We start from the raw sequence: 23,117 nt of genomic DNA, 5'->3' as shown, positions 1-23,117 counted from the left end.
CGCCATGAAGGTCGGGGCCGTCATCATCACCATGGGCAACCGCCCCGACGAGCTGCGCGCCCTGATCGACTCCGTCGCCAAGCAGGACGGCGACCCGGTCGAGGTCGTCGTGGTCGGCAACGGTTCCCCGGTCCCGGACGTCCCCGAGGGCGTGCGCACCGTCGAGCTGCCCGAGAACCTCGGCATCCCCGGCGGCCGCAACGTCGGCATCGAGGCCTTCGGCCCCGGCGGCCGGGACGTCGACGTCCTGCTCTTCCTGGACGACGACGGCCTGCTGGCCCGCACCGACACCGCCGAGCTGTGCCGGGAGGCCTTCGCCGCCGACCCGGCCCTCGGCATCATCAGCTTCCGGATCGCCGACCCGGACACCGGGGTCACCCAGCGCCGGCACGTGCCCCGGCTGCGCGCCTCCGACCCGATGCGCTCCTCCCGGGTCACCACCTTCCTCGGCGGCGCCAACGCCGTCCGCACCGAGGTCTTCGGGCAGGTCGGCGGCCTGCCGGACGAGTTCTTCTACGCCCACGAGGAGACCGACCTGGCCTGGCGGGCCCTCGACGCGGGCTGGATGATCGACTACCGGTCGGACATGGTGCTGTACCACCCGACGACCGCCCCCTCGCGGCACGCGGTCTACCACCGCATGGTCGCCCGCAACCGGGTCTGGCTCGCCCGCCGCAACCTGCCCGCCCCCGTGGTCCCGGTCTACCTCGGGGTCTGGCTGCTGCTCACCCTGGCCCGCCGCCCCTCCCGCCCGGCCCTCAAGGCCTGGTTCGGCGGCTTCCGCGAGGGCTGGAGCACCCCGTGCGGTCCCCGCCGCCCCATGAAGTGGCGTACGGTGTGGCGGCTGACCCGACTGGGCCGGCCCCCGGTGATCTGACAAGCTCGTGTCCGAGCACCTCGGGGCGCCCCGTCCCGGGCCGCAGGCCGGCGCCCGTCCGCGTGGGCCGCGCATCTCGAAGACGAAAGTTTCCACTAGTGAGTGAGACAACGCACGACGGCAGGGTCGCGGTGGCCGCACCCGTGTCACCCGACGAGGGCCTCACGGCGGCCGAGCTGGCCGCCAAGTACGGCCTGTCCGTGAGCGGCGCCCGCCCGTCCCTCGTCGAGTACGTCCGTCAGCTCTGGGGACGACGGCACTTCATCATCGCCTTCTCCCAGGCCAAACTGACCGCCCAGTACAGCCAGGCCAAGCTGGGCCAGCTGTGGCAGGTGGCCACGCCGCTGCTGAACGCGCTCGTCTACTTCCTGATCTTCGGTCTGATCCTGAAGGCCGGCCGCGGCATGCCGAGGGACGTCTACATCCCGTTCCTGGTGACGGGGGTGTTCGTGTTCACCTTCACCCAGTCCTCGGCGATGGCGGGCGTCCGCGCGATCTCCGGCAACCTCGGGCTGGTGCGGGCCCTGCACTTCCCGCGCGCCTCACTGCCGATCTCCTTCTCGCTCCAGCAACTCCAGCAGCTGCTGGCCTCCATGATCGTGCTGTTCTCGGTGACGATCGGCTTCGGCAGCTACCCGAGGATGTCCTGGCTGCTGATCGTCCCGGTGCTCGCCCTGCAGTTCCTGTTCAACACCGGCCTCGCCCTGATCGTGGCGCGCATGGGCGCGAAGACACCCGACCTGGCCCAGCTGATGCCGTTCATCATGCGGACCTGGATGTACGCCTCCGGCGTCATGTTCTCCATCCCGATCATGCTCAAGGACCGCCCGTCCTGGATCGCGGACATCCTCCAGTGGAACCCGGCCGCCATCTACATGGACCTGATGCGCTTCGCGCTGATCGACGGATACGGCTCCGAGCACCTGCCGCCGCACGTCTGGGCGGTCGCGCTCGGCTGGGCCGTGCTGGTCGCCGTGGGCGGCTTCGTGTACTTCTGGAAGGCGGAGGAGAGGTACGGCCGTGGCTGAGCAGCAGCAGGGCGAGCGGGTGCCCACCGTCATCGCCGACGACCTGCACATCGTCTACCGGGTCAACGGCGCCAGGACCGGCAAGGGCAGCGCCACGGCCGCGCTCAGCCGCATCCTCAAGCGCGGTGACGACCGCGGCGTGCGCAAGGTGCACGCCGTACGCGGTGTCTCCTTCGTCGCCTACCGGGGCGAGGCCATCGGCCTGATCGGCTCCAACGGCTCCGGCAAGTCCACCCTGCTGCGGGCCATCGCCGGCCTGCTGCCCGCCGAGAAGGGCAAGGTCTACACCGACGGCCAGCCGTCGCTGCTGGGCGTGAACGCGGCCCTGATGAACGACCTGACGGGCGAGCGCAACGTCATATTGGGCGGCCTGGCCATGGGCATGTCCCGCGAGCAGATCAGGGCCCGCTACCAGGACATCGTCGACTTCTCCGGCATCAACGAGAAGGGCGACTTCATCACCCTGCCGATGCGCACGTACTCCTCCGGCATGGCGGCCCGCCTGCGCTTCTCCATCGCCGCCGCCAAGGACCACGACGTCCTCATGATCGACGAGGCCCTGGCCACCGGCGACCGCAAGTTCCAGACCCGCTCCGAGGCGCGCATCCGCGAGCTGCGCAAGGAGGCCGGTACGGTCTTCCTGGTCAGCCACAACAACAAGTCCATCCGAGACACCTGCAACCGCGTCCTGTGGCTGGAACGCGGCGAGCTGCGCATGGACGGCCCGACCGACGAGGTGCTCAAGGAGTACGAGAAGTTCACCGGCAAGTAACCGGTGCTCCGCCGGGACCTGCCGGAAGTGCTCCGGCGCGTCCCGGCCTCTGCAAAAGAACCGTCAACTCCCACCCGCGGCCGGAATCCTGACGGTGCCTGATGTGTTGGGGTGGTGCGCAGGACACCCCGGCGCTCCTGGAGGGCTTCTACGACGTAAGCTGTACCGGTCCCCAAACGCGGCACATGGGGCAATAGTGCCCGACACCCTCGGCCGGGGCCGCCGCACGGGCGGCGTGTCCAAAATAGTGTGTATTGGGTCGGCAGTGTAGAACGGGAGATGTGACGGCAATGGCTACGGATACTCCCCACCTCCGCGCAGCGCGTGCCGTCGCAGTATGTGCCGTTCCGGCCCTGGGCAGCCGGCGGTGACGGTCACCGGCGCGGCGCGCGCCGCCGACCCCGTGCGCGGCACGCTCGACAAGGCCGCGGAGGAGAACTTCCCCGTGGCCCCCTTCTTCCTGCCCCGCGCCTGGCGCGCCGACCTCATGGCCGTGTACGGCTTCGCCCGGCTGGTCGACGACATCGGTGACGGCGACCTGGCCCCCGGCGGTGCCGACGCCCGCCTCCTCGGCGTCGCGCCCGAGCGCGCCGACGACCGGCTCGCCCTGCTCGACGCCTTCGAGGCCGACCTGCGCCGGGTCTTCGAGCCCCGCGGCCAGGCACCGCGTCACCCACTCCTGCGGCGGCTGCTGCCGACCGTGCGCCGCTGCGCGCTCACCCCCGAGCCGTTCCTCGGCCTGATCGCCGCCAACCGCCAGGACCAGCTCGTCCGCCGCTACCAGACCTACGACGACCTGCTCGCCTACTGCGAGCTGTCCGCCAACCCGGTCGGCCGACTGGTGCTCGCCGTCACCGGCACCGTCACGCCCGAGCGGGTCCGCCGCTCCGACGCGATCTGCACCGCCCTGCAGATCGTCGAACACCTCCAGGACGTCGCCGAGGACCTCGCCCGGGACCGGATCTACCTGCCCGCCGCGGACATGAAGCGCTTCCACGTCCGGGAGGCGGACCTCGCGGCGGATTCGGCCGGCGCGTCGGTGCGCGCACTGATCGCCTACGAAGCCCGACAGGCCCGCGACCTGCTGGACGAGGGGACCCCCCTGGTGAGGAGCGTCCACGGCAGGCTGAGGCTGCTGCTCGCCGGGTTCGTGGCGGGAGGAAGGGCGGCCCTCCGGGCGATCGCCGCCGCCGACCACGACGTACTTCCCGGTCCGCCCAAGCCCGGCAAGGCCGGGTTGCTCCGCGAGGTGGGCGCGACCCTGCGAGGAGAGGGGTGATCCGGACCGTGGAGTCGCCGGCACACGTGTCCGCACCGGTACTCGCCGCCTACCGCTACTGCGAGGCCGTCACCGGACAGCAGGCACGTAATTTCGCGTACGGCATCCGGCTGCTGCCGACGCCCAAGCGCCGGGCGATGTCGGCGCTGTACGCCTTCTCGCGCCGCGTCGACGACATCGGCGACGGCGTCCTCGCCGACGACGTCAAGGTGGCCCGGCTGGAGGACACCCGCTCGCTGCTCACCCGCATCCGCGAGGGCGCGGTCGGCGAGGACGACACCGACCCGGTCGCCGTCGCCCTCGCCCACGCCGCGCGGGCCTTCCCGATTCCGCTCGGCGGCCTCGACGAGCTGATCGACGGCGTCCAGATGGACGTCCGCGGCGAGACCTACGAGACGTGGGACGACCTGAAGCTCTACTGCCGCTTCGTGGCGGGTGCCATCGGACGCCTCTCGCTCGGCGTGTTCGGCACCGAACCGGGGGCGCGCGGCGCCGAGCGCGCGCCTGAGTACGCAGACACGCTCGGGCTCGCGCTTCAGCTGACCAACATCCTGCGGGACGTCCGTGAGGACGCCGAGGACGGGCGCACCTACCTGCCCGCGGACGACCTGGCCAAGTTCGGCTGCTCGGCCGGGTTCGCGGGAGCGGCCCCGCCGGAGGGCTCCGACTTCGCCGGCCTGGTGCACTTCGAGGTGCGCCGGGCCCGGGCCCTGTTCGCCGAGGGCTACCGGCTGCTCCCCATGCTCGACCGGCGCAGCGGCGCGTGCGTCGCCGCGATGGCCGGCATCTACCGCCGCCTCCTCGACCGCATCGAGCGCGACCCCGAGGCAGTGCTGCGCGGCCGGGTGTCGCTGCCCGGACGCGAGAAGGCCTATGTCGCCGTGCGCGGTCTGTCCGGACTGGACGCCCGGCACGTGACCCGCCGGACCGTCAGGAGGCGCGCCTGATGACCTCTGCCGGCACATCCGACGCACCGGCCCACGGTGATGCCGCCGGGGACGAACGGCGGGCAACCCTCCGGTGGCGCCCGGCGTCCCTGACTGAGACGGTCGGCCGTGCACCGTTCAACCACGGCCACCGCACAGGGAAGGGCGCACGATGACCCACGGCAACGGCTCGCGTCCCGACAGGGCGCTCGCGGACGTCCCGGCCCGCAACCTGGCCGACCGGGCGGCCCCGCCCGGCAGGCACGCCGTCGTGGTGGGCGGCGGGCTCGCCGGCATCACCGCGGCGCTCGCGCTCGCCGACGCGGGGGTGCGGGTGACGCTCCTCGAAGGCCGGCCGCGCCTGGGCGGTCTCGCCTTCTCCTTCCAGCGCGGCGACCTGACCGTCGACAACGGCCAGCACGTGTACCTGCGCTGCTGCACCGCCTACCGCTGGTTCCTCGACCGCATCCGGGGCGCGGAGCTGGCTCCGCTGCAGAACCGCCTCGACGTGCCCGTCGTCGACCTGGCCAAGCCCGAGGGGCGGCGGCTCGGCCGGCTGCGGCGCGACCCGCTGCCCGTACCGCTGCACCTGGGACGCAGCCTCGCCGCCTACCCGCACCTCTCGCTCGCCGACCGGGCCAGAGTGGGCCGGGCCGCGCTCGCGCTCAAGGGGCTCGACCTCGCCGATCCGGCCCTGGACGCCCAGGACTTCGGCAGCTGGCTGGCCGCGCACGGCCAGTCGCCGCGTGCCGTCGAGGCCCTGTGGGACCTGGTCGGGGTCGCCACCCTCAACGCGGTCGCGGGCGACGCCTCCCTGTCGCTCGCCGCGATGGTGTTCAAGACCGGTCTGCTGTCCGACCCGGGCGCGGCCGACATCGGCTGGGCGCGCGTCCCGCTGGGTGATCTGCACGACCGGCTGGCCCGCAGGGCGCTCGACTCCGCGGGCGTCCGCACCGAGGTCCGGGCACGCGTCACCGCCGTCTCCTCGAACGTGGACGGTGGCTGGAGCGTTCGCCTTCCCGGCGAGACGCTCGACGCGGACGCCGTCGTGCTCGCCGTACCGCAGTGCGAGGCGCACGACCTGCTGCCCGAGGGCGCGCTCGACGCACCCGGCAGGCTGCTGGAGATCGGCACCGCACCCATCCTCAACGTGCACGTGATCTACGACCGGAAGGTGCTCGGCGCCCCCTTCCTCACCGCCCTCGGCACCCCGGTGCAGTGGGTGTTCGACCGCACCGAGGCCTCCGGTCTGAAGGAGGGCCAGTACCTGGCGTTGTCGCAGTCGGCCGCGCAGGACGACATCGACCGGCCCGTCGCCGTGCTGCGCGAGCGGTACCTGCCCGAGCTGGAGCGGCTGCTGCCCCGCATCCGGGGCGCCGAGGTGAAGGACTTCTTCGTGACCAGGGAGCGCACGGCGACCTTCGCTCCCGCCCCCGGCGTCGGACGCCTCAGGCCCGGCGCCCGTACCCAGGCACCCGGCCTCTACCTGGCCGGCGCGTGGACCGCCACCGGGTGGCCCGCGACCATGGAGAGTGCGGTCCGCAGCGGAGTCGGCGCGGCGGGCGCCGCGCTCGCCGCCCTGGGCCGGTCCCGCGATCTCCTCCCGGACTTCTTCGAGGAGGCGGCATGAAGACCGAGCCGCGTGGGACCATCCGCACTCCCGGCACCGCAACTGGAGGAGAGACTGTGCCCACTGTGCCCCCGGCCTCGACGGCCGCTCGACGGACCACGGTGGACGTGACCGCGCTGCTGGAGCGCGGCCGGACCCTGGCCACGCCGGTGCTGCGGGCCGCCGTCGACCGTCTGGCACCTCCCATGGACACCGTCGCCGCCTACCACTTCGGCTGGATCGACGCCCAGGGCAACCCCGCGGACGGCGACGGCGGCAAGGCCGTCCGTCCCGCCCTGGCGGTGCTCTCCGCGGAGGTCACCGGCGCCGCCCCCGAGACCGGTGTCCCCGGCGCCGTGGCCGTGGAGCTGGTCCACAACTTCTCCCTCCTGCACGACGATCTGATGGACGGCGACGAGCAGCGCCGCCACCGGGACACGGTCTGGAAGGTGCACGGCCCCGCCCAGGCCATCCTGGTCGGCGACGCCCTGTTCGCCCTCGCGGGCGAGGTCCTGCTGGAACTGGGCACGGTGGAGGCGGGCCGGGCCGCCCGCCGCCTGACCACCGCCACCCGCGCCCTGATCGACGGTCAGGCGCAGGACATGTCCTACGAGCACCGCGACCGCGTCAGCGTCGAGGAGTGCCTGGAGATGGAGGGCAACAAGACCGGCGCCCTGCTGGCCTGCGCCAGCTCCATCGGCGCGGTCCTCGGCGGCGCCGACGAGCGCACCGCCGACGCCCTGGAGCGGTACGGCTACCACCTCGGCCTGGCCTTCCAGGCCGTCGACGACCTCCTCGGCATCTGGGGCGACCCGGAGGCCACCGGCAAGCAGACCTGGAGCGACCTGCGCCAGCGCAAGAAGTCCCTCCCGGTCGTCGCCGCGCTCGCGGCGGGCGGCGCCGCCTCCGAGCGGCTCGGCGAGATCCTCGCCGCCGACGCCAAGACCAGCGACATCGAGAACTTCTCCGAGGAGGAGTTCGCGGCCCGCGCCGCCCTCATCGAGGAGGCGGGCGGCCGGGAGTGGACCGCCGAGGAGGCGCGCCGCCAGCACACCATCGCCATCGAAGCACTCGACGCCGTCGACATGCCGGGTGACGTCCGGGACCGGTTCACGGCGCTCGCCGACTTCGTCGTCGTACGAAAGAGATGATCACTATCGGTCGAATAGTCCTCGCGTAGTCGCCGGCCGGTGCCTCGGGCACACCAGGCACCGGCCGACGGCGGACCCACAGCAGACGCACCACTTGCACACTGCACGAAGGGGAAGCCATGACAGCGACGACCGACGGAAGCACCGGGGCCACCCTGCCGCCCCGCGCAGCCGCGGCCAGCGAAACCGACAGTCGAACCCCCGAAGCGGCCGGGGTACAGCAGGCAGCCGCACACGCCGTCCGGCGCGCCACCGACTTCCTGCTCTCGCGGCAGGACGCGGAGGGCTGGTGGAAGGGCGACCTCGAGACGAACGTCACCATGGACGCCGAGGATCTCCTGCTCCGCCAGTTCCTGGGCATCCTGGACGAGGAGACGACGCGAGCCGCCGCCCTGTTCATCCGCGGCGAGCAGCGCGAGGACGGCACCTGGGCCACGTTCTACGGCGGTCCGGGCGACCTGTCCGCCACCATCGAGGCGTACGTCGCCCTGCGCCTGGCCGGCGACGCGCCCGACGACCCGCACATGGCGAGGGCCTCCGCCTGGATCCGCGACCAGGGGGGCATCGCCGCCGCCCGTGTCTTCACCCGGATCTGGCTCGCCCTGTTCGGCTGGTGGAAGTGGGAGGACCTGCCCGAACTCCCGCCCGAGCTGATCTGGTTCCCGAGCTGGATGCCCCTCAACGTCTACGACTTCGGCTGCTGGGCCCGGCAGACCATCGTCCCGCTGACGATCGTCTCGGCCAAGCGCCCGGTGCGCCCCGCGCCCTTCCCGCTCGACGAACTGCACACCGACCCGGCCGACCCCAACCCGCCCCGGCCGCTCGCCCCGGCGGCCACCTGGGACGGCGCCTTCCAGCGGCTGGACAAAGGGCTGCACGCGCTGCGCCGGGCGGTGCCGAAGCGGCTGCGCAGGGCCGCGATGAACACCGCGGCCCGCTGGATCATCGAGCGGCAGGAGAACGACGGCTGCTGGGGCGGCATCCAGCCCCCCGCCGTCTACTCGATCATCGCGCTCTACCTGCTCGGCTACGACCTCGAACACCCCGTCATGCGCGAGGGACTGAAGTCGCTGGACCGGTTCGCGGTGTGGCGCGAGGACGGCGCCCGGATGATCGAGGCCTGCCAGTCCCCGGTGTGGGACACCTGCCTGGCGACCATCGCGCTCGCCGACGCCGGAGTGCCCGCCGACCACACCCAACTGGTCAAGGCCGCCGACTGGATGCTCGGCGAGCAGGTCGTGCGCCCCGGCGACTGGTCGGTGCGCCGGCCCGGACTCCCGCCCGGCGGCTGGGCGTTCGAGTTCCACAACGACAACTACCCCGACATCGACGACACCGCCGAGGTGGTGCTCGCGCTGCGCCGCGTCAAGCACCACGACCCGGAGCGGGTGGAGAAGGCCATCGAGCGCGGGGTGCGCTGGAACCTCGGGATGCAGTCGAAGAACGGTGCCTGGGGCGCCTTCGACGCCGACAACACCAGCCCCTTCCCCAACCGGCTGCCGTTCTGCGACTTCGGCGAGGTCATCGACCCGCCGTCGGCCGACGTCACCGCGCACGTGGTCGAGATGCTCGCGGTCGAGGGCCTGGCCCACCACCCGCGCACCCGGCGCGGCATCGAGTGGCTGCTCGCCGAACAGGAGCCGGACGGCTCGTGGTTCGGCCGCTGGGGCGTCAACTACGTCTACGGCACCGGCTCCGTCGTCCCCGCCCTGGTCGCGGCCGGCCTGCCCGCTTCGCACCCGGCGATCCGCCGGGCGGTCACCTGGCTGGAGTCCGTCCAGAACGACGACGGCGGCTGGGGCGAGGACCTGCGCTCCTACAAGTACGTCAGGGAGTGGAGCGGCAAGGGCGCCTCCACCGCCTCCCAGACGGCCTGGGCGCTGATGGCCCTGCTGGCGGCGGGACAGAAGGAGTCCGAGGCCGTCGAACGCGGCGTCGAGTGGCTCGCCGCCACCCAGCGGGAGGACGGCTCCTGGGACGAGCCGTACTTCACCGGCACCGGCTTCCCCTGGGACTTCTCCATCAACTACCACCTCTACCGGCAGGTGTTCCCGCTCACGGCCCTCGGCCGGTACGTGAACGGCGAGCCGTTCGCCGAGAAGCCGGTCGCCGGCACATCCATCGCCGGCAAACCGCTCGCCGAGGCGAAGGGCAGCGGATGAGCACCACGCCCGCTCCGGCCCCGCTGCTGGTCGCCTGCGCGCTCGGCATCGAGCACCTCGCCCTGCGCGCCGGTGACCGCGGCGGCGCCGACGGGCCGGTCACCGTGCTGCGCACCGGCATGGGGCCGAAGGCGGCCGAGCGCTCCGTCACCCGGGTGCTGGCCGATCCCGCGCTCGCCGACGCCGCTGTGCTGGCCACCGGCTTCTGTGCGGGACTGGCCCCCGGCATGCACCCCGGCGACCTGGTCGTCGCCGGGGAGACCCGGGACCCGCGCGGCACCGTCGGCTGCGTCGGGACCGAGCTGCTCGTCAAGGCGCTCACCCGGGCCGTGCCCGGGCGCACCGTCCACACCGGGCCGCTGACCGGCTCCGGCCACGTGGTCCGCGGCCCCGAACGGGCGGACCTGCGGGCGACCGGCGCGATCGCGGTGGACATGGAGTCCGCGGCCACGCTGCTGAGCGCCGTGCGCACGGGCGTGCGCCCCGTTGCGGCCGTCCGGGTGGTCGTGGACGCTCCGGAACATGAACTGGTCCGGATCGGCACCGTGCGCGGTGGAATATCGGCTTTCCGCGTTCTCCGTTCCGTACTTCCCGCTTTCTTTGAATGGCACCGATCGTTGCTGCTCCCCAGGAGGTGAGCCAGATGGCCATGCCGCTGCGCCAGTCCATCAAGGTCGCTACTTACTTGGCCGAACAGAAGCTCCGCCGGCGGGACAAGTTTCCGCTCATCGTCGAGCTGGAACCGCTGTACGCCTGCAACCTGAAGTGCGAGGGATGCGGCAAGATCCAGCACCCGGCGGGCGTGCTCAAGCAGCGCATGCCGGTCGCCCAGGCCGTCGGGGCGGTGCTGGAATCCGGTGCCCCGATGGTCTCCATTGCCGGCGGCGAACCGCTGATGCACCCCCAGATCGACGAGATCGTGCGCCAGTTGGTGGCGAAGCGGAAGTACGTCTTCCTGTGCACCAACGCCATGCTGCTGCGCAAGAAGATGGACAACTTCTCGCCCTCCCCGTACTTCGCCTTCGCCGTGCACATCGACGGACTGCGCGAGCGGCACGACGAGTCCGTGGCGAAGGAGGGCGTCTTCGACGAGGCCGTGGCGGCCATCAAGGAGGCCAAGCGACGCGGCTTCCGGGTGACCACCAACTCGACCTTCTTCAACACCGACACCCCGCAGACCGTCGTCGAGGTCCTCGACTACCTCAACGACGACCTGAAGGTCGACGAGATGATGATCTCGCCCGCCTACGCCTACGAGAAGGCCCCCGACCAGGAGCACTTCCTGGGCGTGGAACAGACCCGCGAGCTGTTCAAGAAGGCCTTCGCCGGCGGCAACCGGCGCCGCTGGCGGCTCAACCACTCGCCGCTCTTCCTGGACTTCCTGGAGGGCAAGGTCGACTTCCCCTGCACCGCCTGGGCGATCCCGAACTACTCCCTCTTCGGCTGGCAGCGGCCCTGCTACCTGATGAGCGACGGCTACGTGTCCACCTACCGGGAGCTGATCGAGGACACCGACTGGGACCAGTACGGCCGCGGCAAGGACCCGCGCTGCGCCAACTGCATGGCGCACTGCGGCTACGAGCCCACCGCCGTACTGGCCACCATGGGTTCGCTGAAGGAGTCGCTGCGCGCGATGCGCGAGACGGTCTCCGGAAGCCAGGGGTGACGTCATGACCGCCATCCCCTTGGGCCTCCCCGAGGTACCGGTCCGGCCGGTCGCCGAGCGGCGGGTGTCGCGGCGGATCCAGGTCGGATCCGTGGCGGTCGGTGGGGACGCCCCGGTGTCCGTGCAGTCGATGACGACGACGCGTACGTCGGACGTGGGGGCGACGCTGCAGCAGATCGCGGAGCTGACGGCGTCGGGGTGCCAGATCGTGCGGGTGGCGTGTCCGACGCAGGACGACGCGGACGCGCTGGCGACGATCGCGCGCAAGTCGCAGATCCCGGTGATCGCCGACATCCACTTCCAGCCGAAGTACGTGTTCGCGGCGATCGAGGCGGGCTGTGCGGCGGTCCGGGTCAATCCGGGCAACATCAAGAAGTTCGACGACCAGGTCAGGGAGATCGCGAAGGCGGCCCGCGACCACGGGACGCCGATCCGGATCGGCGTGAACGCGGGGTCGCTGGACAGGCGGCTGCTGCAGAAGTACGGCAAGGCGACGCCGGAGGCGCTGGTGGAGTCGGCGCTGTGGGAGGCGTCGCTGTTCGAGGAGCACGACTTCCGGGACATCAAGATCTCGGTGAAGCACAACGACCCGGTGGTGATGATCGAGGCCTACCGGCAGCTGGCGGAGCGGTGCGAGTACCCGCTGCACCTCGGGGTGACCGAGGCCGGTCCGGCGTTCCAGGGCACGATCAAGTCGGCCGTCGCGTTCGGTGCGCTGCTCTCGCAGGGTATCGGCGACACCATCCGTGTCTCGCTGTCGGCTCCGCGGCGGAGGAGGTCAAGGTCGGCATCCAGATTTTGGAGTCGCTGAACCTGCGGCAGCGGGGTCTGGAGATCGTGTCGTGTCCGTCCTGCGGCCGGGCCCAGGTGGACGTGTACAAGCTGGCCGAAGAGGTCACCGCCGGTCTGACCGGTATGGACGTGCCGCTGCGGGTGGCCGTGATGGGCTGTGTCGTCAACGGTCCGGGTGAGGCCCGGGAGGCCGATCTCGGTGTCGCCTCCGGTAACGGCAAGGGGCAGATCTTCGTCAAGGGCGAGGTCATCAAGACGGTCCCGGAGTCCAAGATCGTGGAAACGCTGATCGACGAGGCGATGAAGCTCGCCGAGCAGATGGAGCAGGACGGCATCGCGCAGGGGGAGCCGGCCGTCACCGTGAACTGAACAGCACGGACCGAGAGGGGGCCGAGCGTGACGATCCTGGAGAGGATCCGGCAACCACGCGACCTGAAGGCGCTGTCCGAGGCGGAACTCGGCGAACTGTCCCAGGAGATCCGCGACTTCCTGATCCGGTCGGTGGCCCGGACCGGCGGGCACCTCGGACCCAACCTGGGGGTGGTCGAACTCACGGTCGCTCTGCACCGGGTCTTCGAGTCGCCGGCCGACCGCCTCCTGTGGGACACCGGTCACCAGAGCTACGTCCACAAACTCCTGACGGGTCGCCAGGACTTCTCCAAGCTGCGCGGCAAGGGCGGCCTCTCCGGGTACCCGTCACGCGAGGAGTCCGAGCACGACATCATCGAGAACAGCCACGCCTCCACGGCGCTCGGCTGGGCCGACGGACTCGCCAAGGCCCGACAGGTGCGGGGGGAGAAGGACCACGTCGTCGCGGTGATCGGCGACGGCGCGCTGACCGGCGGCATGGCCTGGGAGGCGCTGAACAACATCGCGGCCGCCAGGAACCGGCCGCTGATCATCGTCGTCAACGACAACGAGCGCTCCTACGCCCCGACCATCGGCGGTCTCGCCCACCACCTCGCGACCCTGCGCACCACCGACGGCTACGAGAAGATGCTGGCCTGGGGCAAGGACGTACTCCAGCGCACGCCGGTCGTCGGCAACACCGTCTACGAGGCCCTGCACGGCGCGAAGAAGGGCTTCAAGTACGCCTTCGCCCCCCAGGGCCTCTTCGAGGACCTGGGGCTGAAGTACGTCGGCCCGATCGACGGGCACGACATCGGCGCGGTCGAGTCGGCGCTGCGCCGGGCCAAGCGGTTCCACGGGCCCGTGCTGGTGCACTGCCTGACCGAGAAGGGCCGCGGCTACGAACCCGCGCTGGCCCACGAGGAGGACCACTTCCACACCGTCGGCGTGATGGACCCGCTCACCTGCGCCCCGCTCGCTCCGTCCGGCGGCCCGTCCTGGACGTCGGTGTTCGGCGACGAGATGGTGCGGATCGGGGAGGAACGCGAGGACGTCGTCGCGATCACGGCGGCCATGCTGCACCCGGTCGGCCTGGGCAGGTTCGCGGAGCGGTTCCCCGACCGGGTGTGGGACGTCGGCATCGCCGAGCAGCACGCGGCGGTGTCCGCGGCCGGGCTGGCGACCGGCGGGCTGCACCCGGTCGTCGCCGTCTACGCCACCTTCCTCAACCGGGCCTTCGACCAGTTGCTGATGGATGTCGCGCTGCACCGCTGCGGTGTGACCTTCGTGCTGGACCGGGCCGGCGTCACCGGCGTCGACGGCGCCTCGCACAACGGCATGTGGGACCTGTCCGTCCTCCAGGTCGTCCCCGGCCTGCGCATCGCCGCCCCGCGCGACGCCGACCAGCTGCGCGCCCAGCTCCGTGAGGCGGTCGCCGTCGACGACGCGCCGACCCTGCTGCGCTTCCCCAAGGAGTCGGTGGGCCCGGCCCTGCCCGCTGTCGGCCGGGTCGGCGGCATGGACGTCCTGCACGCCGCGGAACGGCCCGGGGTGCTGCTCGTCGCCGTGGGTGTGATGGCGCCGGTCTGCCTCCGGGCCGCCGAACTGCTCGAGGCCCGGGGCATCGGCTGCACCGTGGTGGACCCCCGCTGGGTCAAGCCCGTCGACCCGGCCCTGCCCCCGCTGGCCGCCCGGCACCGCCTGGTCGCCGTCGTGGAGGACAACAGCCGGGCGGCCGGGGTCGGCTCGGCGCTGGCACTGGCGCTGGGCGACGCCGGGGTCGACGTGCCCGTACGGCGGTTCGGCATCCCCGAGCAGTTCCTCGCGCACGCCAAACGGGCCGAGGTGCTCGCCGACATCGGGCTCACGCCCGTCGAGATCGCCGGCCGGATCAGCGCGGGCCTCGCCGTCGGGGGGCGGCAGCCGGGGGGCGTTCCACCCGTCGCGTCAGCGCAAGGAGAAACGGAATGACCAAGGAGTTCGACCTCGGCGCCCTGTTGGCCGAGCGCGGAGCAGAGCGGTACGAGCTGCACGGCAGGCACGTCAACCACCAGCTCCCGCGGATGCTGCGCACCATCGGCTTCGACAAGGTCTACGAGCGCGCGGAGGGCGCGTACTTCTGGGACGCTGACGGCAACGACTACCTGGACATGCTCGCCGGCTTCGGGGTGATGGGCCTGGGCCGCCACCACCCCGTCCTCCGCAAGGCGCTGCACGACGTGCTCGACGCCTCGCTCGCCGACCTGACCCGCTTCGACTGCCCTCCGCTGCCAGGTCTGCTGGCCGAGCGGCTGCTGTCGTACAGCCCGCACCTGGAGAAGGTGTTCTTCGGCAACAGCGGCACCGAGGCGGTGGAGACCGCGCTGAAGTTCGCCCGGTACGCGACCGGCCGGCCCAGGGTCCTGTACTGCGCGCACGCGTTCCACGGGCTGACGGCCGGCTCCCTGTCGGTCAACGGCGAGGCGGGGTTCCGGGACGGCTTCGCCCCGCTGCTGCCGGACACCGCCGTCCCGCTCGGCGACCTCGACGCCCTGGCCCGGGAACTGAACAAGGGCGACGTCGCCGCGCTGATCGTCGAGCCCATCCAGGGCAAGGGCGTGCACGAGGCCCCGCCCGGCTACCTGCGCGCCGCCCAGGAGCTGCTGCACCGGCACAAGGCGCTGCTCATCGCCGACGAGGTGCAGACGGGCCTGGGGCGGACCGGGACCTTCTACGCCTACCAGGACGAAGAGGGCGTCGAGCCGGACCTGGTGTGCGTGGCCAAGGCGCTCTCCGGCGGATACGTCCCGGTGGGGGCCACTCTCGGCAGGGACTGGATCTTCAAGAAGGTGTTCTCGTCGATGGACCGTGTGCTGGTGCACTCGGCGAGCTTCGGTTCCAACGCCCAGGCCATGGCCGCCGGGCTCGCGGTGCTGCACGTGCTGGAGGACGAACAGGTCGTCGCCAACGCGGCGGCCATGGGCGAGCGGCTGAAGTCCCGGCTGACTGCGATGGCGGACTCCTACGAGCTGGTCTCCGACGTGCGCGGGCGGGGGCTGATGATCGGCATCGAGTTCGGCCGGCCGCGGTCGATGAAGCTGCGCAGCCGGTGGTCCATGCTGCAGGCGGCGCGCAAGGGGCTGTTTGCACAGATGGTGGTCGCCCCGCTGATGCACCGGCACCGCATCCTCACCCAGGTCTCCGGCGACCACCTGGAGGTGATCAAGCTCATCCCGCCGCTGATCATCGGTGAGCGGGAGGTGGACCGGTTCGTGGACGCCTTCACCGAGGTCATGGACGACGCGCACAGCGGCGGCGGCCTGATGTGGGACTTCGGCAAGACGCTGGTGAAGCAGGCGGTGGCCGGCCGCTAGGGATCTTTTGCCTCAGAGGCAAGAAAATTGCCCCGGGGGCAAGGCTCGGGCTGAATGGAGGCATGAACTCTCCCGAGTCCGCGCCGGACGGACCCGCCGGGACGGTGTCCGTCGTGGCGCCACAGCTGCGCGCCCTGCGCCGGCGGGCCGGTCTCACGCTGGAGGCGGCGGCCCGCGCCGCGGGGCTGTCGCCCGCCCATCTCTCCCGGCTGGAGACCGGTCAGCGCCAGCCCTCGCTGCCGATGCTGCTCGCGCTGGCCCGGATCTACGGTACGACGGTCTCGGAGCTGCTCGGCGAGACGGTCGCGGACCGCGACGCCGTCGTCCGGGCGGCCGACATGGAGCCGACCCGGGCGGGCGGCTGGACGTACTGGCCGGCCGGCGCGCCCGGGCGCGGGATGCAGGCGCTGCGGGTCCACGTGCCCTTCGGCTCGCAGGGCGACATCGTGCGCGTGCACCCCGGCGAGGAGTGGCTCCACGTCCTGCGGGGCCGGCTGCGGCTGCGCCTCGGCGACACCGTGCACCGGCTCGCGCCCGGCGACAGTGCGCACTTCGACTCGCTGACCCCGCACTGGATCGCCGCCGTGGACACCGACGGCGTCGACCTGCTGTTCGTCCACACGCTGCTGCAGAGCCCCACGGCCGCGCTGTGCCTGGGGCACGCCCCCGGGGAGACGCCGTGAGCGACATGGAGGAGAAGTTCCCGCGTGCGCTGTGGGTGCGGCTGATCGTCTACATCGCCGTGGGGCACGTCTTCGCCGCCTTCGTCTACCTGCTGTTCGAGGCCGGCGCCAAGTAGCCGGGGCGGTGGCGGGGCGGTGGCGTGGCTCAGTCGAGCAGGCGCTCGCGCAGCCGCTCCCGGATGTCCGGTGTGATCCGCAGACCCCGCTCCAGATAGGTGTCGACGCCGCCCCAGGTCTCCTCGATCGTGTCGAAGGCCGCCGCCAGGTATTCGGCGCGGGCGTCGAACAGGGGGCTGAGCAGCTCCATGACCTCGGGGGAGTAGGCCGAGTCGGAGCTGCCGCTGCGGCGCACCTTGTAGCGGCGGTGGGCGGCGCCCGACTTCAGGTAGTCCTCGACGATGGCCTCGCGCTCCACGCCCACGGCGAGCAGCGTCACCGCCACCGACAGGCCGGCCCGGTCCTTGCCGGCCGCGCAGTGCATCAGGGCGGGCACGCTGTCCTCGGCGAGCGCGTGCAGCACCTGGGAGTGCTCCGCCGTGCGCTCCTTGATGATCATGCGGTACGAGGCGATCATCCGGTGCGCGCCCTTGCCGTCCGCCAGGATCTCCCGGAGCTGGTCGAGGTCGCCGTCGCGGACCATCTTCCAGAACTCGGCGCCGTCGGCGGGGTCGGACAGCGGCAGGTTCACGTTGCGCACGCCGGGCAGCGCGATGTCCGGGCCCTCGAGCTTCTGGTCGGCCGCGTTGCGGAAGTCGAAGATCGTGTGCAGCCCCAGGGAGTCGAGGAAGGCGGCGTCCTCCGCGGTGGCGTGCGCCAGGTGGCCGCTGCGGTACAGCACGCCGTACCGCACCCGTCGGCCGTCCGCGGTCGGCAGTCCGCCCACGTCACGGAAGTTGCGCACACCGGCCAGCTCGGGCTCGGTCGACGGGACCTGCTGCGTCACGGGGACTCCTCCCACTCCGCCCCGCCGACGCTGCTCGTCGACGGGCACCGACTCGACGATACGGCATCCCTTGCCTGGGGCAATGAGTTGTCCACAGGCGGTACACCGGGCACGACGCCGGGCGACTCGATGCGGCACTTATTCATTGGTGGTGCATTCGGGAATTCTGTCCGAATTGGTGTCTTAGTTCCAACTCGCTCTGGAATAAGGGGGGCTGGAGAGGCGGTGCGTGAGGAGGGTCATATCCGTGACGGTGCGTTGCCCATCATGCTCACGTAATTCCAGCTGTTTTCAAGGGTGTTTGCCGGTGATGGTGCCCGGAGAGTCGACGGAGTGTGACCACTCTTTCCCCAAGGGGATCACGTGAAAACCCCGCATCGGGAAACCGTCGCTTGTTTCTGTGCGTCTTGGTCCCTTACGTTCACCACCGATCCGGACGGACGCCTAATCCTGCCGCCGACCGGAGCCCGCACTCACCCACACCCGTACACGGCAGGAGCGGGGGACCCACAGGTATCACCGCCTGTTCCGGTCTCCGGAACGGCTAGGGGTTAAGCCGTGCTTCGGCCCGGCCGGGCATCTCCAGCCCGAACCCGACAGCTCACCTCGTAGGCGCCGGAGAGGAATTCGCCATGCCCGCGAAGGGTAAGCACCGCCGTACCAAGACCCAGCGTCTGACCCGCGTCATCGCTTTCGCCGGAACCGGTGGAGCCGCGCTCGCGCTCCCGCTCATGGGTGCTGCGAACGCCCAGGCCGCTCCCGCGCAGTCCGTGTCCGAAAAGGCCGTTTCCTCCCTTCCGGTGGCCCAGCAGAAGGCCGCCGAGAAGAGCGCCGGCACCGCCGGCAACGCGAAGTCCTCGGACAAGCGCACCTACACCGTGCGCTCCGGTGACTACCTCGCGAAGATCGCCGACGAGCAGAACGTCGACGGCGGCTGGCAGCAGCTGTGGGCCGACAACCTCCAGGCCGTCGGCGAGGACCCCTCGCTCATCCACCCGGGCCTGAAGCTCGCCATCGGCGGCGCGGCCGAGGCGGGCGCCGGCAAGTCGTCCGGCAAGTCGTCGAAGGCCGCCGAGCCGTCGAAGCCGGCCGCGCCGCAGAAGCAGAAGTCGTCCTCGGACGCCCCGGCGAAGGAGTCCTCCTCCGAGGGCGCCCGCGCTCAGTCCGCCGGTACCTCCGCCAACGCCTCCAGCGGCTTCGTCTCCCCGGTGCCGGGCGGCACCGTCGGCACGCCGTACCGCCAGTCGGGCAGCATGTGGTCCAGCGGCTACCACACCGGCACCGACTTCGCCGTCCCGACGGGCACCTCCCTGAAGGCCGTGGGCGCCGGTACGGTCGTCTCGGCCGGCTGGGCGGGCGCGTACGGCAACCAGGTCGTCCTCAAGCTGGCCGACGGCCACTACGCCCAGTACGCCCACCTGTCCTCGCTCTCCGTCTCCAGCGGTCAGTCGGTGAGCGCGGGCCAGCAGGTCGGCCTCTCCGGCTCGACCGGCAACTCGACCGGGCCGCACCTGCACTTCGAGATCCGCACCACGCCGAGCTACGGCTCCGACGTGGACCCGGTCGCCTACCTGCGCTCCAAGGGCGTCTCCCTCTGACGCTCCGCCTCTCGCGCGACCGAAGGCCGGACCCCGATCCCCGGGTCCGGCCTTCGGTGCGTGCGGGTCCGGAAGCGGGGCCGGGAAGAGGGCCCGGGAATGGCGGCCCGTGGTTCCGGAGTTGGCAAATGATTTACGAGTGGCCTTTCTCACCGCCCGTCAACCCCTGCCTACGGTCGCGTAAGTCACATTCCACGGTGAATCATGGTGCGACGTGGCAGACGATTCGAAGAGTGACAGCAGATCAGTGATCGGGTCGTACGTGGCGGTGGGGGACAGCTTCACCGAGGGCGTCGGCGACCCCGGCCCCGACGGGGCGTTCGTCGGCTGGGCCGACCGCCTCGCCGTCCTGCTCGCCGACCGGCGGCCCGAGGGCGACTTCGGCTACACCAACCTCGCGGTGCGCGGGAAGCTGCTCGACCAGATCGTGGCCGACCAGGTTCCCAGGGCCGTCGAACTCGCCCCGGACCTGGTCTCGTTCTGTGCGGGCGGCAACGACATCATCCGGCCCGGCACCGACCCCGACGAGGTGGCCGAGCGGTTCGAGCGGGCGGTCGCCGAGCTGGCGGCGGTGGCCGGCACCGTCCTGGTGACGACCGGGTTCGACACCCGCAGGGTGCCGCTCCTCAAGCACCTGCGCGGCAAGATCGCCACGTACAACGGACATGTGCGGGCCGTCGCCGACCGGTACGGCTGCCCGGTGCTCGACCTGTGGTCGCTGCGCAGCGTGCAGGACCGCCGGGCCTGGGACACGGACCGGCTGCACCTGTCGCCCGAGGGGCACACGCGCGTGGCGCTGCGCGCCGGACAGGTGCTCGGCCTCCCGGTCCCGGCCGACCCGGAGCAGCCCTGGCCTCCGCTGCCGCCGCGCGGCACCCTCGACATCCGGCGGGACGACGTCCACTGGGCGCGCGAGTACCTGGTGCCATGGATCGGACGGCGGCTGCGCGGCGAGTCCTCGGGCGACCACGTGACCGCCAAGGGGACCCTCTCGCCGGACGACATCCGGATGCGGATCACCTCGGTGGCCTGACGGGGCGCACGGACGCCGGGACGAGGGACCGGGGCGGTTCTCGCGGAGTGCCTCAGGGGCGGCCGGCGCTCACCGGCGTGTGCGGCCGACGGCCGGCGGCGTGACCAACGGGCGGGGCCGACGTGGGCCGGTGGCCGGCGTGCGTCGGCGGGACGCTTTCCCGTTGCCCGGGCTCATGGGCGGGCCCGCGCTCCCGGCCTGGTGGGCCCGCGGGCTGGATGCGTGCGTCGGCGGGCCCGTGGTCACTCGCGGGGCGGGCTCACCCGGGTGACGGGCCCGCCGGCGGGGCGGGCTCGTCGGCGTGGCGTGGTCAGGGCCTCCCGTGCCACCCCCAGCTCGCGGGCGAGCGCGTCGTCCACCCACTCCTGGGCGCGCGCCCGGGACACGCTGCCGCCGTACGACGTCAGCTGTACGGCCAGCCCGTCGAGCAGGGCCGTCAGCCGCAGGGCGGCGCCGGCCGGGTCGGGACAGGGGAACTCTCCGGCGGCCACCCCTTCGGTGATGACGTCGGTGAGCGCGGCCTTCCACTGCGCGTCCAGGTCACGCGCGACCTCGCGCAGCACCGGCTCGCGCAGCGCCGCCGCCCAGCCCTCGATCCACAGCCGCCAGCCCTTGGCCGGTCCGGTCGGGGCGTACCAGCGCACGGCCGCGCGCAGCCGGCGTAACGCCGAGGTGCGGCGGCCGAGCAGCTTGCGCAGGCGCGCCAGGTCGTCCTCGGCGGCGTGCGTGAACGCCGCCGCGACCAGCTTCTCCTTGGTCGAGAAGTGATAGAGCACCAGGGCGTTGCTGACGCCGAGGGCGGAGGCCACGTCGGAGATCCGCACCGCGGCCACGCCGCGTGCCGCTATCTGCTCGATCGCGGCGTACAGCAGCTCCTCGCGCCTCTCTCGCACACTCAATCGAACCCTCGCCACGCCGGTCACCCTACACAGGCGCCCGCGGCCGCCCGCCCGTTCATTCCGCGGCGGTCGCGGCCCGGCCCGGCGCCTCCCGCAGGCCGCAGGAGTCCTTGAAGCCCTGGCTGGTCAGGCCGAGCGCCGAGTTGATCCGGGAGCGCAGGTTCTCCACGGCGACGACGGCCGTCAGCTCCACGAAGGCGGGCTCGCCGAGCCGGGCGCGCAGCCGTTCGGCGAGGTCGTCGGTGACGGTCGGCGGGTTCGCCGTCATCGCCTCGGCGTACTCCATCACGTCCCGCTCCAGCGGTGTGTAGGCGTCACTGTCCCGCCACACCGGCACCTCGCGCAGTTTCCGCGTGTCCATACCGCGTTCGGCGTTCGCCCAATACCCGAAATCCATGCACCACGAGCAGCCGATCGAGGCCGCCGAGGCCATCACGGCGAGCGCCTTGAGATCGGAGTCGAGCTTGTTCCACCTGGCCACGGACTGCTCGAACCGCAGATAGCCCCGCAGGGCGCGGGAGTGGTGCCCGAGCGCGTTGACGGGGTCGAGGGACTTTCCGTAGGTGCGCCGGGAGTACCACTCCACGACACGGAGGACGAGTGTCCGGGGCGGGGTGAGCGATACGCGGGCCATGAGACGACCTCCTGTACGTCGGACGCGCGGTTGCGCGCGGGACGCCCGGTGCGGGCGCCGTCACCGGTACGACGAAGGCAGGGGGCGCGGGCGTGACATCCGGCCCGCCGGGGCTGTCACACCCTCCGACCATAATGGGAGCCTGACCGACTCCGTCTGGAGGTACCGTGGCCGGCTTCCGTCTTCCGAGCACCGCGTTCCGCACACCGCGGCCCGCGGCCTTCGGCGTGGACCCCAGCGGTGAGCGCATGGCGCGTATCCGCAGATCGCCGCATTTCAAGGACGGCGTCTTCCAGAACCCCGGCGGCCCGGCCCGGACCCGTCCCTCCGGTTCGGCCCTGGACTTCGCCCGGATCTACTTCGAGCGCGAGGCACGGGCGCGCCGCACTCCGCGGGGCCCGGTCCCGGTGCACGCCACCACGCTCGCCGACCTCGCCCGCCCGCCGGCCACCGGGCTCCGGCTGACCTGGCTGGGGCACTCCAGCGTGCTCGCCGAGATCGACGGGCAGCGGGTGCTGTTCGACCCGGTCTGGGGCGAGCGCTGCTCCCCGTTCCCCTTCGCCGGCCCCAGGCGGCTCCACCCGCTGCCACTGCCGCCGGCCGCGCTCGGCCCCGTCGACGTGGTCGTCGTCTCGCACGACCACTACGACCACCTGGACATGCCCACGATCAAGGCGCTGGCCGGCACGGACACCCTGTTCGCCGTGCCCCTGGGCGTCGGCGCGCACCTGGAGCACTGGGGGGTGTCCACCGGCCGGCTGCGCGAACTGGACTGGCACGAATCCAGGCGGGTCGGCGGTCTCACCCTGACCGCCACGCCGGCCCGCCACTTCTGCGGACGCGGCCTGCGCAACACCCAGCACACGCTGTGGGCCTCCTGGGTCGTCGCCGGTGAGGAGCACCGCGTCTACCACAGCGGAGACACCGGCTACTTCGAGGGCTTCGCGGGGATCGGCGCCGCGCACGGCCCGTTCGACGCGACGATGATCCAGGTCGGGGCGTACTCCGAGTTCTGGCCCGACATCCACATGACCCCCGCCGAGGGGCTGCGCGCCCACCTCGACCTCCAGGGCGGGGCGGGCGACGCCGGTGTGCTGCTGCCGATCCACTGGGCCACCTTCAACCTGGCGCCGCATCCGTGGGCGGAGCCGGGGGAGTGGATGAAGGATGTGGCCGAAGAGGCGGGCCAGGCGGTGGCGTTCCCCCGGCCCGGCGAGCCGTTCGAGCCTGCCGGGAAGACGCCCGGGGAGCCGTGGTGGCGGGCGGTGTCGCACCCGATCGCACGCCCGTGGCGCCACTCCGGGCGCGTCGGGGCCGGGGCCGAGAGGCGCAGCGGCGATCACGGCCTCGTGGGTGAGCGGTGA

At 72.0% G+C, this 23,117-nt stretch carries 21 protein-coding genes, 1 pseudogene and 1 riboswitch; of the genes and pseudogenes, 19 read left to right on the top strand and 3 right to left on the bottom strand.

Features of this window, described 5'->3' with window-relative positions:
• The first annotated feature begins 4 nt into the window (after positions 1 to 4).
• The 16 genes and pseudogenes from ACLGIH_RS04840 to ACLGIH_RS04765 all read left to right on the top strand — a co-directional run bounded on the left by ACLGIH_RS04840 (position 5) and on the right by ACLGIH_RS04765 (position 16,762).
• The gene (locus tag ACLGIH_RS04840; protein WP_416529283.1) at positions 5 to 877 is read left to right on the top strand and encodes a glycosyltransferase family 2 protein; all 873 of its coding nucleotides are present in this window, start codon (positions 5 to 7) and stop codon (positions 875 to 877) included.
• A gap of 98 nt (positions 878 to 975) precedes the next feature.
• Positions 976 to 1,905 (top strand): ABC transporter permease, encoded by a 930-nt coding sequence (locus ACLGIH_RS04835; protein WP_416523965.1) that lies wholly within the window; start codon positions 976 to 978, stop codon positions 1,903 to 1,905.
• The gene (locus tag ACLGIH_RS04830) at positions 1,898 to 2,677 is read left to right on the top strand and encodes an ABC transporter ATP-binding protein (protein WP_416523964.1); all 780 of its coding nucleotides are present in this window, start codon (positions 1,898 to 1,900) and stop codon (positions 2,675 to 2,677) included. Before ACLGIH_RS04835 ends, ACLGIH_RS04830 begins: the two co-directional genes overlap by 8 nt.
• A 367-nt stretch (positions 2,678 to 3,044) precedes the next feature.
• Positions 3,045 to 3,956, top strand: coding sequence for a squalene synthase HpnC (hpnC, locus tag ACLGIH_RS04825; protein WP_416529282.1), 912 nt, complete (start codon positions 3,045 to 3,047; stop codon positions 3,954 to 3,956).
• Entirely contained in the window at positions 3,953 to 4,903 is a 951-nt protein-coding gene (gene hpnD / locus ACLGIH_RS04820) for a presqualene diphosphate synthase HpnD (protein ID WP_416523963.1), read from the top strand. The genes hpnC and hpnD overlap by 4 nt, the downstream gene beginning before the upstream one ends.
• The gene (locus ACLGIH_RS04815; RefSeq protein WP_416523962.1) at positions 4,903 to 5,058 is read left to right on the top strand and encodes a DUF6380 family protein; all 156 of its coding nucleotides are present in this window, start codon (positions 4,903 to 4,905) and stop codon (positions 5,056 to 5,058) included. The genes hpnD and ACLGIH_RS04815 overlap by 1 nt, the downstream gene beginning before the upstream one ends.
• Complete coding sequence (gene hpnE, locus ACLGIH_RS04810; protein ID WP_416523961.1) at positions 5,055 to 6,512, top strand: hydroxysqualene dehydroxylase HpnE; 1,458 nt, start codon at positions 5,055 to 5,057, stop codon at positions 6,510 to 6,512. Before ACLGIH_RS04815 ends, hpnE begins: the two co-directional genes overlap by 4 nt.
• A 65-nt stretch (positions 6,513 to 6,577) precedes the next feature.
• On the top strand, positions 6,578 to 7,642 hold the full coding sequence (locus tag ACLGIH_RS04805) for a polyprenyl synthetase family protein (protein ID WP_416529281.1): 1,065 nt from the start codon (positions 6,578 to 6,580) through the stop codon (positions 7,640 to 7,642).
• 119 nt (positions 7,643 to 7,761) lie between these two features.
• Positions 7,762 to 9,804 (top strand): squalene--hopene cyclase, encoded by a 2,043-nt coding sequence (shc, locus tag ACLGIH_RS04800; RefSeq protein WP_416523960.1) that lies wholly within the window; start codon positions 7,762 to 7,764, stop codon positions 9,802 to 9,804.
• Positions 9,801 to 10,442, top strand: a complete 642-nt coding sequence (locus ACLGIH_RS04795; RefSeq protein ID WP_416523959.1) for a phosphorylase family protein — start codon at positions 9,801 to 9,803, stop codon at positions 10,440 to 10,442. The genes shc and ACLGIH_RS04795 overlap by 4 nt, the downstream gene beginning before the upstream one ends.
• 5 nt (positions 10,443 to 10,447) lie before the next feature.
• The gene (gene hpnH / locus ACLGIH_RS04790) at positions 10,448 to 11,470 is read left to right on the top strand and encodes an adenosyl-hopene transferase HpnH (protein ID WP_416523958.1); all 1,023 of its coding nucleotides are present in this window, start codon (positions 10,448 to 10,450) and stop codon (positions 11,468 to 11,470) included.
• A 4-nt stretch (positions 11,471 to 11,474) separates the two neighbouring features.
• Positions 11,475 to 12,631, top strand: a pseudogene (gene ispG / locus ACLGIH_RS04785) (flavodoxin-dependent (E)-4-hydroxy-3-methylbut-2-enyl-diphosphate synthase).
• A gap of 27 nt (positions 12,632 to 12,658) precedes the next feature.
• Positions 12,659 to 14,581 (top strand): 1-deoxy-D-xylulose-5-phosphate synthase, encoded by a 1,923-nt coding sequence (gene dxs / locus ACLGIH_RS04780; protein WP_416523957.1) that lies wholly within the window; start codon positions 12,659 to 12,661, stop codon positions 14,579 to 14,581.
• On the top strand, positions 14,578 to 15,963 hold the full coding sequence (locus ACLGIH_RS04775) for an aspartate aminotransferase family protein (RefSeq protein WP_416523956.1): 1,386 nt from the start codon (positions 14,578 to 14,580) through the stop codon (positions 15,961 to 15,963). The genes dxs and ACLGIH_RS04775 overlap by 4 nt, the downstream gene beginning before the upstream one ends.
• 62 nt (positions 15,964 to 16,025) lie before the next feature.
• The gene (locus ACLGIH_RS04770; protein WP_416523955.1) at positions 16,026 to 16,646 is read left to right on the top strand and encodes a helix-turn-helix domain-containing protein; all 621 of its coding nucleotides are present in this window, start codon (positions 16,026 to 16,028) and stop codon (positions 16,644 to 16,646) included.
• Positions 16,643 to 16,762, top strand: a complete 120-nt coding sequence (locus ACLGIH_RS04765) for a DUF6126 family protein (RefSeq protein WP_416523954.1) — start codon at positions 16,643 to 16,645, stop codon at positions 16,760 to 16,762. Before ACLGIH_RS04770 ends, ACLGIH_RS04765 begins: the two co-directional genes overlap by 4 nt.
• A gap of 29 nt (positions 16,763 to 16,791) precedes the next feature.
• Here ACLGIH_RS04765 and ACLGIH_RS04760 read toward each other — a convergent pair whose 3' ends face one another.
• On the bottom strand, positions 16,792 to 17,589 hold the full coding sequence (locus ACLGIH_RS04760; RefSeq protein WP_416523953.1) for a tyrosine-protein phosphatase: 798 nt from the start codon (positions 17,587 to 17,589) through the stop codon (positions 16,792 to 16,794).
• Between the two features lie 464 nt (positions 17,590 to 18,053).
• Positions 18,054 to 18,217: riboswitch (cyclic di-AMP (ydaO/yuaA leader) on the top strand.
• Between the two features lie 4 nt (positions 18,218 to 18,221).
• Between ACLGIH_RS04760 and ACLGIH_RS04755 the strand changes: the two genes are divergently transcribed.
• The gene (locus tag ACLGIH_RS04755; protein ID WP_416523952.1) at positions 18,222 to 19,187 is read left to right on the top strand and encodes a M23 family metallopeptidase; all 966 of its coding nucleotides are present in this window, start codon (positions 18,222 to 18,224) and stop codon (positions 19,185 to 19,187) included.
• A 247-nt stretch (positions 19,188 to 19,434) separates the two neighbouring features.
• Entirely contained in the window at positions 19,435 to 20,220 is a 786-nt protein-coding gene (locus ACLGIH_RS04750; protein ID WP_416529280.1) for an SGNH/GDSL hydrolase family protein, read from the top strand.
• Positions 20,221 to 20,462: 242 nt separating this feature from the next.
• Here ACLGIH_RS04750 and ACLGIH_RS04745 read toward each other — a convergent pair whose 3' ends face one another.
• Positions 20,463 to 21,134 carry a TetR/AcrR family transcriptional regulator gene (locus ACLGIH_RS04745; protein WP_416523951.1) on the bottom strand — a complete coding sequence of 224 codons (672 nt, stop codon included), beginning with the start codon at positions 21,132 to 21,134 and terminating at the stop codon, positions 20,463 to 20,465.
• 40 nt (positions 21,135 to 21,174) lie between these two features.
• Entirely contained in the window at positions 21,175 to 21,753 is a 579-nt protein-coding gene (locus ACLGIH_RS04740; protein ID WP_416523950.1) for a carboxymuconolactone decarboxylase family protein, read from the bottom strand.
• 167 nt (positions 21,754 to 21,920) lie between these two features.
• On the opposite strand from ACLGIH_RS04740, the gene ACLGIH_RS04735 reads away from it, so the two are divergent.
• Positions 21,921 to 23,117 (top strand): MBL fold metallo-hydrolase, encoded by a 1,197-nt coding sequence (locus ACLGIH_RS04735; RefSeq protein ID WP_416523949.1) that lies wholly within the window; start codon positions 21,921 to 21,923, stop codon positions 23,115 to 23,117.

It is taken from the genome of Streptomyces hamibioticus (assembly GCF_047946815.1).
In the GTDB taxonomy this organism is placed as follows: Bacteria; Actinomycetota; Actinomycetes; order Streptomycetales; family Streptomycetaceae; genus Streptomyces.
This window is presented reverse-complemented; position numbering and strand designations above follow the sequence as displayed.